This window comes from Winogradskyella luteola (assembly GCF_019203985.1).
Taxonomy (GTDB): Bacteria; Bacteroidota; Bacteroidia; order Flavobacteriales; family Flavobacteriaceae; genus Winogradskyella; species Winogradskyella luteola.
The window spans coordinates 378,809-392,794 of sequence record NZ_JAGSPD010000001.1 but is presented as its reverse complement, the minus strand read 5'-3'; the positions used below and the strand labels follow the sequence as shown (position 1 = coordinate 392,794).

The 13,986-nt window shown below is 36.8% G+C and carries 14 protein-coding genes; 9 read left to right on the top strand and 5 right to left on the bottom strand.

The window, feature by feature from the left end:
- The first annotated feature begins 29 nt into the window (after positions 1–29).
- Positions 30–1,934: a membrane protein insertase YidC gene (gene yidC / locus KCG49_RS01925; RefSeq protein WP_218544481.1), complete on the top strand. Its 1,905-nt coding sequence runs from the start codon at positions 30–32 to the stop codon at positions 1,932–1,934.
- Positions 1,935–1,978: 44 nt separating this feature from the next.
- Here yidC and KCG49_RS01920 read toward each other — a convergent pair whose 3' ends face one another.
- From KCG49_RS01920 to KCG49_RS01900, 5 genes are all read right to left on the bottom strand, one after another.
- Positions 1,979–2,137: a hypothetical protein gene (locus KCG49_RS01920; protein ID WP_218544480.1), complete on the bottom strand. Its 159-nt coding sequence runs from the start codon at positions 2,135–2,137 to the stop codon at positions 1,979–1,981.
- Entirely contained in the window at positions 2,134–2,691 is a 558-nt protein-coding gene (locus KCG49_RS01915; RefSeq protein WP_218544479.1) for a DUF6705 family protein, read from the bottom strand. The genes KCG49_RS01920 and KCG49_RS01915 overlap by 4 nt, the downstream gene beginning before the upstream one ends.
- Positions 2,688–3,254, bottom strand: a complete 567-nt coding sequence (locus KCG49_RS01910) for a DUF6705 family protein (RefSeq protein WP_218544478.1) — start codon at positions 3,252–3,254, stop codon at positions 2,688–2,690. The genes KCG49_RS01915 and KCG49_RS01910 overlap by 4 nt, the downstream gene beginning before the upstream one ends.
- A 12-nt stretch (positions 3,255–3,266) precedes the next feature.
- The gene (locus tag KCG49_RS01905; RefSeq protein WP_218544477.1) at positions 3,267–4,802 is read right to left on the bottom strand and encodes a hypothetical protein; all 1,536 of its coding nucleotides are present in this window, start codon (positions 4,800–4,802) and stop codon (positions 3,267–3,269) included.
- A gap of 419 nt (positions 4,803–5,221) precedes the next feature.
- Positions 5,222–6,256, bottom strand: a complete 1,035-nt coding sequence (locus KCG49_RS01900; protein WP_218544476.1) for a fasciclin domain-containing protein — start codon at positions 6,254–6,256, stop codon at positions 5,222–5,224.
- 64 nt (positions 6,257–6,320) lie between these two features.
- Here KCG49_RS01900 and KCG49_RS01895 point away from each other — a divergent pair, with 64 nt between their 5' ends.
- From KCG49_RS01895 to KCG49_RS01860, 8 genes are all read left to right on the top strand, one after another.
- On the top strand, positions 6,321–7,031 hold the full coding sequence (locus tag KCG49_RS01895) for a toxin-antitoxin system YwqK family antitoxin (RefSeq protein WP_218544475.1): 711 nt from the start codon (positions 6,321–6,323) through the stop codon (positions 7,029–7,031).
- 186 nt (positions 7,032–7,217) lie between these two features.
- A complete protein-coding gene (mnmA, locus tag KCG49_RS01890; RefSeq protein ID WP_218544474.1) occupies positions 7,218–8,405 on the top strand; it encodes a tRNA 2-thiouridine(34) synthase MnmA in 1,188 nt (395 codons plus the stop codon).
- 96 nt (positions 8,406–8,501) lie between these two features.
- Positions 8,502–10,112, top strand: a complete 1,611-nt coding sequence (locus KCG49_RS01885) for a S8 family serine peptidase (RefSeq protein WP_218544473.1) — start codon at positions 8,502–8,504, stop codon at positions 10,110–10,112.
- 132 nt (positions 10,113–10,244) lie between these two features.
- Positions 10,245–11,186, top strand: coding sequence for an NAD(P)H-dependent flavin oxidoreductase (locus KCG49_RS01880; protein WP_218544472.1), 942 nt, complete (start codon positions 10,245–10,247; stop codon positions 11,184–11,186).
- An 8-nt stretch (positions 11,187–11,194) separates the two neighbouring features.
- Positions 11,195–11,494 (top strand): hypothetical protein, encoded by a 300-nt coding sequence (locus KCG49_RS01875; RefSeq protein WP_218544471.1) that lies wholly within the window; start codon positions 11,195–11,197, stop codon positions 11,492–11,494.
- Positions 11,495–11,626: 132 nt separating this feature from the next.
- Positions 11,627–13,012 carry an MATE family efflux transporter gene (locus tag KCG49_RS01870; protein ID WP_218544470.1) on the top strand — a complete coding sequence of 462 codons (1,386 nt, stop codon included), beginning with the start codon at positions 11,627–11,629 and terminating at the stop codon, positions 13,010–13,012.
- A gap of 142 nt (positions 13,013–13,154) precedes the next feature.
- Positions 13,155–13,382 carry a DUF8828 family protein gene (locus KCG49_RS01865; RefSeq protein WP_218544469.1) on the top strand — a complete coding sequence of 76 codons (228 nt, stop codon included), beginning with the start codon at positions 13,155–13,157 and terminating at the stop codon, positions 13,380–13,382.
- An 11-nt stretch (positions 13,383–13,393) separates the two neighbouring features.
- Positions 13,394–13,984 (top strand): phosphatase PAP2 family protein, encoded by a 591-nt coding sequence (locus tag KCG49_RS01860; protein WP_218544468.1) that lies wholly within the window; start codon positions 13,394–13,396, stop codon positions 13,982–13,984.
- The last annotated feature ends 2 nt before the right edge of the window (positions 13,985–13,986 follow it).

The following is a 13,986-nucleotide window of genomic DNA, read 5'->3' as shown; positions in this document are numbered from 1 at the left end:
ACCAGATTACCGCTTTTGCGGCAAACAGCATGGAAGAAAAGAAATTAGACATCAACTCAATCATAGGATTCATCCTCATTTTCGGAATCCTAGTATATATGATGTACCAAAATAGCCCAACACCAGAAGAAGTTGAGGCGCAGAAACAAGCGGAGCAAGAGCAAGTAGAAGCTGAGAAAAAGGAAAGCAAGCAAAATGAAGCTGTAGTTACTAAGGCTCAAGATTATAGTACTGAGCAAGTTTTGGATTCTACGCAGCAAGTAGTGCTTAAAAATAAAGTAGGAGCGCTTTCTTATGCATTAACGCTGCCTGGTAAAGACATTACCACTGTACAAACGGATGTTTTTGAGCTTAAGTTTAGCAGAATGGGTGGTCATTTAGCAGAAGTTAAACTACGTAACTTTGTAGATTATGACTCAGTGCCAATTTATTTGGTAAAGGATCAAAATAGTGCTTTTAACATTACATTCGGTACTTCTGATAACAGAACTTTAAACACTCAAGATTTTCCTTTTCAACCTAGTGTTACTAAGAGTGGTGAAAATACAGTAGTATCCATGAAGCTTAAAATTTCAGAAACCGCTTTCTTAGAATACAGATACGAGTTAAAGCCAAATGATTATATGATTGATTTTTCAATCAAGTCACAAGGCTTAAGTGGAATATTTAATACATCCCAACCCATTACTTTAGATTGGAAACAAAAAGGGATGCGCCATGCTAAGAGTATAAGTTACGAGAACCGTTATACAAGGTTAACGTATATGCACGATGAGAATCGTGTAGACAAATTATCTCAGATGGGTGATGATGATGAAATCGTCGAAGATGTGAAGTGGTTGTCCTACAGACAGCATTTCTTTAGTTCTATCTTAGTAGCTAATGATAGTCCGTTTAAAAAGGTAGAAATGACTTCTAAGAATTTAGTCGAAGATGAAGAAGTTGATACCTTATATACAAAAATGTACACTTCCAAGATGCCTTTAGCTTATAGTGGAGGGGAAATCAATAAGGATTTAGGTTTGTATTATGGCCCAACAGATGCAAAGACGCTTAAGGCTTACGACAAAAGTTTAGAAGAAAGTATTCCCTTTGGTTGGGGAATTTTTGGCTGGATCAATAAAGCGTTATTCATTCCGTTATTCGGGTTTTTAAGTGGTTTCTTGCCTTATGGTATCGCTATTATTGTAATGACCATATTGGTAAAAATCATGCTGTCTTTTGTACAGTATAAACAATTTTTATCTCAGGCCAAGATGAAAATTTTAAAGCCAGAGTTAGATGCCATTAGAGAAAAGCATAAGAACAATAAAATGAAGGCTCAACAAGAAACTATGGCATTACAGAGTAAGGCTGGTGCAAGTCCATTGAGTGGTTGTTTGCCTGGTTTAATGCAGATTCCTGTATTCTACGCACTGTTTATGTTTTTCCCTACAGCTTTTGATTTAAGACAAAAAAGCTTCCTATGGGTAGACGATTTGAGTTCTTACGATTCTATCGCTGATTTACCATTCAATATCCCGTTTTATGGTGACCATGTAGCGCTATTTCCAATCTTAGCTGCCATTGCCATTTTCTTTTATATGAAAATGACCACTGGGCAGCAAACCGCAATGCAAGGCCCACCGCAAGAAGGGATGCCAGATATGGGCAAGATGATGAAATATATGATTTATTTTTCACCGCTTTTAATGTTAATCTTCTTTAATAACTATGCATCTGGATTAAGTTTGTATTACTTCATATCTAACCTTATTAGTATAGGTATTATGTTAGTGATAAAGAATTATATCATTGATGAAGAAAAAGTACTGGCTAAGATAGAAGTGAGTAAGAGTAAGCCTAAAAAACAGAATAAGTTCCAGAGAAAAATGGCTGAGATGATGGAGCAAGCTGAACAGCAAAAGCAAGCACAGCAAAGACGTAAGAAGTAATATTTAGTTGTAAACTAAACCTTTTTAGTAAATTAATGTCTTTGTTATTTTAAACGGTTTGGCTTTTGGATAAGCTTACAATCGATGTCTTTATAGTAAATATTTTCTGAATACTCATAACTATCTATCGGCACTATTGGGCTTTGCGCTTTACAAGATAGAAAACTCATTAAAAGTGCTACTGTTAATACTATATGTTTCATTGTTTTGTTAAAGTAAACTCCACCCGTCTTGGCATTGAAAAATCTGGATCCTCTGGGGTCTCTCCGGGCTGGTAAAACCTTACACCTTCTCTATTTCTTAATCTAAATGTAGCTTGGGTTCCGTCATTGATAAGGTCAAAATCTACATGGCCTGTCTTATTTGATAATAATGGGTCTTCAAACCTAAAACTAAAACCTCCATTTATTGGTGACTTATTTTTATTAATTATAGTATGATTATCATTACTATAACTTAGCGTATTAAAAATTTCTACACCATTTTCTATATACTTTATTTTACCTATGAGCCTATCTCTATATTCCTTGTAGTTATGACCTTCATAATAAACTTGTTCTAACTTTACAATTTCTATAGTTATAGAATTGTTCCCATCTTGCCATACCCAGGTCCCAATAAAAGGGTCGAAGACTCCATCGATGTCCCTATAATAAATGTTTTCTGAATATTCATCGCTATCTATCGGCACTATTGGGCTTTGCACTTTACAGGATAATGTCGTTATTATACTTAGTATTAATATAAGCTGTTTCATTGTTTTGTCAAAGTAAACTCCACCCGTCTTGGCATTGAAAAATCCGGGTCCTCTGGGGTCTCTCCGGGCTGGTAAAAACGAACACCTTCAGTATTTCTGAGCCTAAAGGTGGCTTGGGCTCCGTCATTGATAAGATCAAAATCCACATGGCCTGTCTTACTAGGCAAAAGAGGATCCTCGAATCTAAAATTAAACTTATCATCTTTGGGCGTATAGTTTTTATTAATTAGTGTAAAATCATCGTCGCTATTACTTAATGTATTAAAAATTTCAACCCCATTTTCTATATACTTTATTCTACCAATTAACCTATCCTTATAAAGCTTTCGAGTATGAACCTCATAATAAACTTGTTCTAACTTTACAATTTCTATAGTAATAGAACTGTTCCCATCTTGCCATACCCAAGTCCCTATATAAGGATCATAAATACCATTAACGTCTTTATAATATATATTTTCTGAATAAGGATTATTCGATTTTTCTTCAATAGGTACTATTGGACTTTGCGCTTTACAAGATAATGTCGTTATTATACTTAGTATTAATATAAGCTGTTTCATTGTTTTTATATTTTAATTACAGTCTGTTTTTATAATATTGGTTTCGTTGTTGGGGTCTAAGGTCAGTTCTTTCCATTCGGTATAATCGGCATTGGCTTCAAATAAGCTTAAGCCCATATCAGCTTTTTTTATACCTCTTAAAAAGTTGAGTTCATTAATATCGTTGTCATATTCCTTTTTAACATTTTCAAAATAGTCTTCTATAAATTCCTTGAACATTCCATCGTCCAAAAAGTTAAGGTTGGCCACGGCATTAAACTTGGCGGCATTGTTTACTGTAATGGCATAGCGCGTACCAGCATTTGTAATTAGGATAAAAACAAGATCCGTGCCATTTGCAGTATAGCCATTAAGTATGGTATGGTACATCTGTAAGTCTGGCACCGAGAAAATGGACAACAACCCCTTATAATGGGTGTGTATAAAAATATCCATTTTGTAGCCAGCTTCTAGCTGCATTGCAATATAAGGATTTTCGGAAGTGCCAGATAACGAAATAAAACTGTAACTCCCATCGTCTTGTTTTTTCATCGTAAACCCAACTTCATAATCTACATTGTCATTATTGGCAAATTGTTCTGCCGCAGTGTAAAAATCTGCTAAAAAAGTATCTTCTTCCAATGCTTTTGCCCTTGCGCAAGGATCACTATCGGTACCCACTTCTTGGTCTAAAGGAGATGTTAGCGATGGGTTCTGCGCGTCACCTGAACCTCCAATAATATTACCGTTGTTGCCACCACCTGGCTCAACCGTATAGGGTCCTCCAATTATGGGATCGTCTATTTCTTCTATACCCGTTTCCCAACATTCGTAGGTGGTGATGTTGTTCCATCCGGGCTGGCTGGCACAATCGCAGACCTGCCAGGGCATATGCCCTTCACAAGTACAGTCATAGGGCACCACAACGGTGGTGGGTATAACAATGCCCTCACAATCGTAAGGATATTCTGTGCTGTCTCCACCACCGCCACCGCTCCCGCCGACAAAGCCATCTGGATCGCCGCTGCCAAACACTTCCTTGTCCAACGGCTCAGTGATGTCGTCGACGCGCTGCGTACTGATGCTGCTGTATCTTTTACCGTTGGCACTGCCTCTTGAGCTTTCTTTTTTGTACTGGGTGACAAACATGCCTTCGGTACCGTTCTTGTCCTCAATGGTGATGTTGTAGAACGTGTTGGGGTCGTCGTCCAATGAGGCGATCTTCATGGTGTAGGACGTGTAGTCACCCTGGGTAATCTCCCTCACCTCATCGGTGTAGATGATGATATTGTGCACATGACCTGTGCCAGTTCCGTTCTTCTGTTGGGTATTGCCAAGGTGCTGTATGCCCAGATGATTTTTGAGTTGCAATTTATCCTTTAGGTGGTCAAAGGTCTCACCAGCTTCTGTGATGTCTATGGTCTTTATGGATATGGGACGTTGGCCATCTGTGGCTTCTAGAGTTTCTTCCTCGTGGAAGTTGTCTTTCTCACAGGTGGTGAGGATAAAGGTGATTCCGAAGAGTAGAATATTAAGTTTGAGATACGATTTAAGGTGTCTGTCTGCCATGTTGTAGGTTAATTTCTGGGCTCTTGAGTTTAGATTTGGTGATTGGCTATTTATATGACACCGTTTTCTTACAAAAGTCACAATACTGTGCCCATAGAGCTTTTAAAAGATTAGCCTTGAGGTTCTGTACTACCTTATTTATGGGCTAAAGGGAGAACTTTTGATAGAATTATATTTACAACAGGAGACTTTATGAGATGCTCTTTTGGCTATATGTATGTACTGTCCTAATTTTTAAACCGAAAAGTTCAAAGTCTTTTTAGACAAAAAACCCAGCCCTATAATAACCTAAAGTTTACTGAGAGCGATTCTGTATTATAGAACTACTAAAAAACCCAGACAACTGTCTGGGTTTTTCTACTAACTAAATCAATCAATATAAAAATGAGGTAATCAGCCTCGATCTTTCTTTCTCTCAATTATTGCGGTGGTAAGATTACAACATCAATGGCATGTACAACACCATTGGTGGCTTGTATATCTACCAAGCTAGGTGCTAATATTTCACTTTCTCTACCATTAGCATCGGTTATGGTAGTACCATCTAAATCTAGATTTCCACCTAGAGTAGGTATAACACCGTTTAGAGCACCCAATCCACTAGATTGTACATTTGCTGAGGTTACAACATGGTAAGTAAGCACACTATTCACTAAATCTGGATCTAAATCAGCAAGTTCTGTGTTACCGGTATCATCAAGCTCTAACAAAAGACTTGCAAAGGCATCATTTGTTGGCGCAAATACAGTAAAAGGAGCTAAATTCTCATTCTCGGTACCAGAAACTGTATTGATCCAGTTTACCGTTGGTGTACCAGAATCTGCTAATTGCAATGCTGCAACTAAACTACTTAAAGCATCGTTTGTTGTTGCAAAAGTTGCAATTGTTGGTAATGCTATAACAGCATCCACTATGTGTACAGTTCCATTGGTTGCTGTTAAATCTGCCGTAGTAACATCTGCACCACCAGTAACATCAGAACCACCGTTGATTTCAACTGTTCCAGCAACTACATTGTAATATAAACTTAAATTGGTATTTGCTGCCGGGCCCGGTGAAGCCGTAGTTTCATAGCCAGAACCTGCATCAATTAATGCTTGGGCAGGTATATTATTACCAACAATGACATGATTTAACAACACACTGTTTAATGTAGCTGTTGGTATATCACTAAGAGTGTTCCAAGCTGGGTTACTACCTAACAAAGCAACAAAGGCTGCGTTAGTGGGTGCAAAAACCGTGTAAGGTCCAGTTTGTTCTAATACATCGTCCAAATCGGTTAATTCTAGAGCTTCCTCTAGTATTGATAAATTTGGGTTGTCATCAATGATTTCATCAACGGTGGTTGATTGTGTACCGCCTCCATTGTTGTCATCGTCATCACTACATCCAGTAACACCTAAAACCAATAGAAATACTGTGAGTAATTTGAAAGTTTTTGAAATAATTTTCATTTTTTTGAGTTTTTAAATTGTTCAACATTGCACAAACTTTGAGTTTGTTCATCAAAAATAAGAAATGATTAAACAAAAATTATTTTTAACTTTCATTTTAACATTAATTTTAACGTTTGGTTATGCTCAAAAATCGGTTAATCGGTTTGATAAAGACGGTAATCGGCATGGATTGTGGACGAAAAATTATCACAAGACCGATCAAAAACGTTACAAAGGAGTTTTTGAGCATGGAAAGGAAATAGACACATTTAAATACTATACTTTATCTAATGGAAAAAGTGTTTTGAGTGCAACAAAAGTTTTTAATACTAAAAATAGTATAGCCGAAGTGACTTTCTACACCTCTAAGAAAGCCATCATTAGTAAAGGTAAAATGGATGGCAAGCAATACATAGGCCAATGGATATATTACCATAAGAATACGTCTAAAGAAATGATTATAGAAAATTACAATGATAATGGTGAACTTCATGGAGAGCGCAAAGTATTTTATGAAACCGGTATAGTTGCAGAAATTGCTAACTATAAACAAGGAAAACTACATGGAGCATCTAAGTGGTTCTTTAAAAGTAATAAACCACTCAGGCAGTCCTATTATAAGAATGATCTTTTAGACGGTAAAACTATTAATTATGATAGTAAAGGTAATGTGACCTCAGAAGGCAATTACGAAAAAGATAAAAAGGCTGGGATATGGAAATATTATAAGGATGGAAAAATCACCAAAGAAATTGACCACACCAATCAAAAAGTCATCAAAAAATATGAATAGCTATAAACTATACAACCTATAGTTTTTATGGATGGCAGTCTTATTTAGATTGCCTTTTTTATTTTGTAATTTTGCCGAAGTTTTTCAGACAAATACTTTTGATACATTCGTCATTTCGAGTAAATCTCACGATTATAATACGTGAAATTTGTATCGAGAAATGGATGTTTAAATAATACAATGCATATGAAACGAGTCATAGTTGGACTTTCTGGTGGAGTAGATTCTAGCGTTGCGGCTTATCTTTTAAAAGAACAAGGCTACGAGGTCATTGGCTTGTTTATGAAAAACTGGCACGATGATTCTGTGACCATTTCCGATGAATGCCCTTGGTTAGAAGACAGTAACGATGCCATGTTGGTAGCTGATAAATTAGGTATACCTTTTCAAACGGTAGATTTAAGCGCACAGTACAAAGAGCGTATTGTAGATTATATGTTCAACGAATATGAAAAGGGACGTACACCAAATCCAGATGTATTATGTAATCGCGAAATAAAGTTCGATGTCTTTATGGACATAGCCATGGAACTGGGAGCAGATTATGTAGCAACTGGTCATTATTGCAGAAAGGACACAATCACTAAGGATGGTAAAGAAATTCATAAACTTTTAGCAGGTGTTGATGCCAATAAAGATCAATCCTATTTTTTATGCCAGTTGTCACAAATACAGTTGGCAAAAGCCTTATTTCCAATTGGGGAATTAACCAAACCCGAAGTTAGGGAAATAGCAAAAGCACAAGATTTAATTACTGCAGAAAAGAAAGATTCACAAGGCTTATGCTTTATTGGTAAAGTAAGGTTGCCAGATTTTTTACAGCAACAATTGAAGCCAAAAGAAGGTGTTATTGTTGAAGTACCAGATTCTTTTAAAACGTATGGTGAAGCAATTCCAGAATTCAATTCTAAAGAGCATGAATTGGCATTCATGGCCAAGAAACCAGAATACTCAATTTCAGATGGAAAAATTGTTGGTCAACATCAAGGTGCACATTATTTTACCAAAGGGCAACGCAAGGGTTTAGCCGTTGGCGGTACTAAAGAACCATTGTTTGTTATTGAAACCGATGTAGAAGACAATGTGATTTATACTGGTCAGGGTAAAAATCACCCAGGCTTACTTAGAAATGTACTTTTCGTTTCCAATGAGGAATTACATTGGATAAGAGAAGATTTAGCTTTACAGGAAGGAGAAACTATGAATGTGGTGGCGAGAATTAGATATCGTCAACCTTTAGAAAATGCAATGCTTTATAAGGTAGATTCTGGGCTGTATGTAGAATTTGAAAACAAACAATCTGCTATTACCGAAGGTCAGTTTGTAGCCTGGTACGTTAATAATGAATTATTAGGTTCGGGAGTAATATCCTAAATGTCAGCCCGAGTGAAATTCTTGATTGATAAATCAAGAAATTTGTACCGAGAACAATTTAATACGAATTCCGTAAATTGCAATAAAAGAAAAGCCATGATTAGAAAATTAACCGTGCTTTTGTTGCTCCTTTTTACAATAAATAGTCATGCTCAAGAAGATGCTTGGGTTTATTTTACCAATAAACCAGACGAATCTGCAGCATTAAGTAATCCTATTTCTATGCTTACCCAAAAAGCTATAGATAGAAAACAGAACCATGGTATCGCCATTGATGCTAGGGATGTTCCGGTCCATGAGCCATATATTTCTGATTTAAAATTACAAACAGGAATCACAGTTTTAGCAAAGTCCAAATGGTTTAATGCGGTACATGTTAGGGGAACGGAAACAGATATTTTAGCTTTAAATAGTTTGCCTTATGTAAATAGCATAGATTTTGCAAATAATAGCTTGGACGCACTTTCACGTTCATCAGCAATTGAAAATAAAAATGAAGTCGAAGATGAAAGTATTGTTTTCACCTACGGAAATACCCAGAACCAGGTTGAAATGATTAATGCAGATGAATTACACCTTGATGATTTTACAGGTGAAGGCATTACAATCGCAGTGATGGATTCGGGATTCCCAAATGTGAATACTATGGGGGCATTTCAACGCTTACGGGATAATGGTGATTTGTTAGATGGTTATGATTTTGTAAATCGTAACGCAGATGTATATGCCAATACAGCTAGTTCACATGGAACGAGAGTGTTGAGTACAATGGCGGCTTTTGTTCAAGATGAATTTGTTGGTACTGCACCAGATGCTTCTTATTATTTGTTTTTAACTGAAGATGTTGGTAGCGAAAATCCTGTCGAGGAAAGCTATTGGGTAGAAGCAGCAGAGCGTGCGGATAGTTTGGGAGTTGATATGATCAATACCTCTTTAGGGTATCGTGTGTTTGACAACTCTAATTACGATTACACACCTGCCGATATGAATGGGCAAGTGGCATTTATTACTAAGGGAGCTTCCATTGCAGCCGAAAAAGGAATTTTAGTCGTGGTAAGTGCAGGCAATGCAGGTGCAACGACTTGGCAAACTGTTGGTGCGCCAGCAGACTCACCTGACGTATTATCCATCGGGGGAGTTAACGAAAACGGTGACTATGTTGCTTTTAGTTCGCAAGGTGGTGCAGCACAAGTGGGTTACCAAAAACCCGATGTTGTTGCTAGAGCTGGTTCAGCTTACGTTATTGATCAAAATAATACTATTACTCAGAACAATGGTACCTCTTTTAGTGGTCCCATTTTATGTGGTGGAATTGCATCACTTTGGCAAGCAATCCCTGATGCATCTCCAGCTGAAATTATGGATTTAGTTAGGCAATCGGCTTCTCAGTTTTCTGCACCAGATGACTTGTTGGGCTATGGTATTCCAGATTTAGCTTTGGCAAGGACTTTAGGATTAGAAGAAGCGTTCAAAGAAGACATTAGTTTTTATCCCAATCCGGTTAAAGGTGACATTAATCTTAGTATACCTTCAACGATAGGTCAAATAGAAATTTCTATTTACAATCAATTGGGTCAAAAAGTTAATATGGCTAATATTAGTTTAGAATCAAACCGTCTCAATGTATCAGGATTAGCTTCAGGTATTTATTTGTTGAAAGTATCTTCTGAAAGACATTCAAGGACTCTTAAATTTATAAAAGAATAGAAGCTTATCAGTTCGAGTGATGTTTATGTGCAAAAAGCTCAAATTTACCACTTGAAGTGACACTAAAATTTCATTCATTTTCATTCGTGAAATTCACTCAAATTGACGAATTTTATCGAAATTATCACAATAATGGCAAACAGAATCACAAAACTTTTCAATATAAAACATCCCATCATCCAAGCGGGAATGATTTGGAACAGTGGCTGGCGACTGGCTTCAGCAGCAAGTAACTCAGGTATTTTAGGATTGATAGGTGCAGGTTCTATGTATCCAGAAGTATTGCGCGAGCATATCCAAAAATGCAAAGCAGCGACTGATAAACCCTTTGGAGTCAATGTGCCTATGCTGTATCCCAATATAGAAGAGATTATGAACATCATCGTTGAGGAAGGTGTAAAAATTGTCTTTACATCAGCCGGTAACCCAAAAACGTGGACCAATTGGTTACAGGATAAAGGGATTACGGTGGTACATGTGGTAAGCTCTGTAAAATTTGCATTAAAGGCGCAAGCCGCTGGAGTCGATGCCGTTGTTGCAGAAGGCTTTGAAGCAGGAGGACACAATGGACGCGACGAAACCACAACTTTGACCTTAATTCCTATGGTAAAAGAACAGTTGCAAATTCCATTAATAGCAGCTGGTGGCATCGCCACAGGAAAAGCCATGTTAGCATGTATGGTTCTTGGAGCCGATGGAGTACAAGTCGGTAGTCGATTTGTCGCCAGTGAAGAATCTTCTGCGCACCAAGCCTTTAAACAAGTGGTAGTGGATGCCAAAGAAGGGGATACCCAATTGACGTTAAAAGAATTAGCACCAGTACGACTCATTAAAAACAAGTTCTATAATGAGGTGCAAGACCTTTATAAAACAGGTCCAACAATAGAAGAATTAAAACAACTTTTGGGCAGAGCTAGAGCCAAACGTGGCATGTTTGAAGGTGATTTAGACGATGGCGAATTAGAAATTGGCCAAATCGCAGGTTTAATTCATAATATAAAGCCTGTAGCTGAGATTGTAAAGGATATGGTTACTGAGTTTGAGGAAGCTAAGAAGAGCATCAACTTAATATGAACCAGAATATGCATTCTCAAAAGGGATTTAGATATGCGATGATATCTTTGATTTTATCTATTGTCGCTTTATTTGTTACAATAGTATCAATACGCTTTGAACTAGATATATTTTCTCTGGTTGCTGGATTTATAGTTATCTTAATTGGTTTTATATCATTATTTGGTTTTATTGCATCTTTAAAGGGAATTAAAGAAAAAAACACTAATAAGAAAGTCTTGGGGTTGATTATTAATAGTGTTTTCTTATTGGGATTTGTCTTTATTATTGTCGCTAATATCTATGATATTTATAGTGCTTTAAACTAAAACTACGTAAGGTTACGTATTGACTTCTTAATTTTAAAAAGCGAACTTTGTTTATCAACCGATAAGCGCAACCATCAAAACCCACCCCAAAATTAATTCGCAAACCTAAAACCTAAGCCCTACTTTTGCGCCATGGATTTGAGTCACTACACCAAAGAATTTAAATACAATCTTAAGCTCGCCTCTCCGGTGATCTTAGGAATGCTTGGGCATACTTTTGTCAGCTTTGTAGATAATGTGATGGTAGGGCAATTGGGTGCGGCAGAATTAGCAGCCGTATCTTTGGGTAATAGCTTTATTTTTATAGCCATGTCCATCGGTATTGGGTTTTCTACTGCGATTACACCTTTGGTTGCAGAAGCAGATTCCGAAGAAAACTTTGTAAAAGGTAAATCTGTTTTTAAGCATGGGTTTTTTTTATGTACGGTATTGGGCATTGTACTTTTTCTGTTAGAATTGGTCGCAAAGCCCTTAATGTATATTATGGATCAGCCCGAAGAAGTGGTTGTTCTAGCGATCCCTTATTTAGATTTGGTAGCGTTTTCATTGGTGCCACTTATTATTTTTCAGGCCTTTAAACAATTTAGTGATGGTTTGTCCTTAACTAAATATCCTATGTATGCAACGATAGTGGCTAATGTGCTTAATGTAGCTATCAACTATGTGCTCATCTTTGGTAAGTTTGGGTGTCCTCAAATGGGCATTGTTGGTGCTGCTGTTGGCACCTTAGTGTCACGCTTTGTTATGCTGTTTTTCCTATGGTGGTTATTGGCCAAAAAGGAAAAATCTAAAGCCTATGTGACGAATATTAAATTCTTTAAACTCAGTAAGCAACCACTTAGAAAGTTAACCAATTTGGGTTTGCCTAGTGCCATGCAAATGTTTTTTGAAGTTGGTATCTTTACTGCTGCCATATGGTTAAGCGGTACATTGGGTAAAAATGCTCAAGCGGCCAACCAGATTGCACTGAACCTATCTTCCATGACCTTTATGGTAGCTATGGGATTAAGTGTTGCGGCTATGATACGTGTGGGTAATCAAAAAGGGTTAAAGGATTTTAAAGCCTTAAAGCGTATTGCGGAATCTATATTTTTGGTAGGCTTTGTTTTTGCTGCTGTATTCGCTTTATTATTTGTAGTTTTTCATACGGCATTACCAGATTTATATGTAGATTTAGATGACCCTGCAAATGCACTGGATACAGCAGAGGTGGTGAAAATAGCATCAACCTTGTTATTGGCTGCAGCTGTATTTCAGATTAGTGATAGCTTACAGGTGATTGCACTTGGGGCTTTGCGAGGCTTACAGGATGTTATGATTCCGACGGTGATTACTTTTATCTCGTATTGGGTTGTTGGTTTTCCGGTCAGTTATTTTTTAGGTAAGGAAGAGGCTTATGGAAGCCTTGGGATCTGGCTTGGTTTATTAGCGGGTTTGAGTGTTGCAGCAATTCTGTTGTTTATTCGGTTTAATCATTTGACGAAACGTTTAATTTCTAAGAGTGCTCAAAGTTTATAGCAGGTATCGAGAACAAGAATTTTAGCTAGAAAGGTTCCCCATACAATTTTTTAATAAAAAAATCATTCGAACTGACGTTCAGAATCCTATAACTAAATTCGTATTTTTACACTTTAAATACTTATAACTCTTAACTCAAAACATGGAATTACCTAAGTTCATACTAGGAGATAACACAGATTATCCTAATGCAATTTTCATCATACACACAGAGTTTCCGAGATTTATAATCAACCTTGAGAACGATGAGGTCGAATGGTTTGAAGAATTTGATCAGCATGACCAAAAAGAATTGGAAACCGAAACTGAAAATTATATAAAAGAAGCCACCGAGTTTTACGATAGGGAAGTGGCCAGATATGATGATTAATACCATTTAACATGCTAGATCAATTAATTGAATTTGATAAAGAATTATTTATATATCTCAACGGACTGGGAACAGATACCTGGGATGGATTTTGGTTGGCCTATACCAATAAGGTCTATTGGATACCATTCTATATTTTCTTGGCTTATTTACTTTATAAGCGCCTTGGAACAAAAATGGTACTTCTAACTCTTTTGATAGCTATTTTAATGGTGTCGTTTACAGATCAAATTACTAATTTATTTAAGCACGGATTTGAACGTTTACGTCCATGTCATCAAGATGGTGTTAAGGAAGTGATGGATTTGGTGAAATCTAGATGTGGTGGGAAATATGGTTACTTCTCTGGCCATTCTAGTAATTCTATGGGAGTTGCCATGTTGGTAGGCTTAATGCTCAAGGAAAAGTATAAATATCTCATTTATATTTTAATTGTTTGGGCACTTATGATGGGTTATAGTCGTATTTATATAGGTGTGCATTATCCTTTAGATGTACTTTCAGGATTTATTTTTGGTGGGCTTTCAGGATTTATGTTTTATAAACTCGATAAGTATTTGCAATCCCGTTTTACAATTAAAGAAGTTGATGAAGTCAAATAATA

Coding starts and splice junctions, on each gene's coding strand:
- yidC (WP_218544481.1), top strand. CDS start 30: ATGGAAGAAAAGAAATTAGACATCAACTCAATCATAGGATTCATCCTC.
- KCG49_RS01920 (WP_218544480.1), bottom strand. CDS start 2,137: ATGAAACATATAGTATTAACAGTAGCACTTTTAATGAGTTTTCTATCT.
- KCG49_RS01915 (WP_218544479.1), bottom strand. CDS start 2,691: ATGAAACAGCTTATATTAATACTAAGTATAATAACGACATTATCCTGT.
- KCG49_RS01910 (WP_218544478.1), bottom strand. CDS start 3,254: ATGAAACAGCTTATATTAATACTAAGTATAATAACGACATTATCTTGT.
- KCG49_RS01905 (WP_218544477.1), bottom strand. CDS start 4,802: ATGGCAGACAGACACCTTAAATCGTATCTCAAACTTAATATTCTACTC.
- KCG49_RS01900 (WP_218544476.1), bottom strand. CDS start 6,256: ATGAAAATTATTTCAAAAACTTTCAAATTACTCACAGTATTTCTATTG.
- KCG49_RS01895 (WP_218544475.1), top strand. CDS start 6,321: ATGATTAAACAAAAATTATTTTTAACTTTCATTTTAACATTAATTTTA.
- mnmA (WP_218544474.1), top strand. CDS start 7,218: ATGAAACGAGTCATAGTTGGACTTTCTGGTGGAGTAGATTCTAGCGTT.
- KCG49_RS01885 (WP_218544473.1), top strand. CDS start 8,502: ATGATTAGAAAATTAACCGTGCTTTTGTTGCTCCTTTTTACAATAAAT.
- KCG49_RS01880 (WP_218544472.1), top strand. CDS start 10,245: ATGGCAAACAGAATCACAAAACTTTTCAATATAAAACATCCCATCATC.
- KCG49_RS01875 (WP_218544471.1), top strand. CDS start 11,195: ATGCATTCTCAAAAGGGATTTAGATATGCGATGATATCTTTGATTTTA.
- KCG49_RS01870 (WP_218544470.1), top strand. CDS start 11,627: ATGGATTTGAGTCACTACACCAAAGAATTTAAATACAATCTTAAGCTC.
- KCG49_RS01865 (WP_218544469.1), top strand. CDS start 13,155: ATGGAATTACCTAAGTTCATACTAGGAGATAACACAGATTATCCTAAT.
- KCG49_RS01860 (WP_218544468.1), top strand. CDS start 13,394: ATGCTAGATCAATTAATTGAATTTGATAAAGAATTATTTATATATCTC.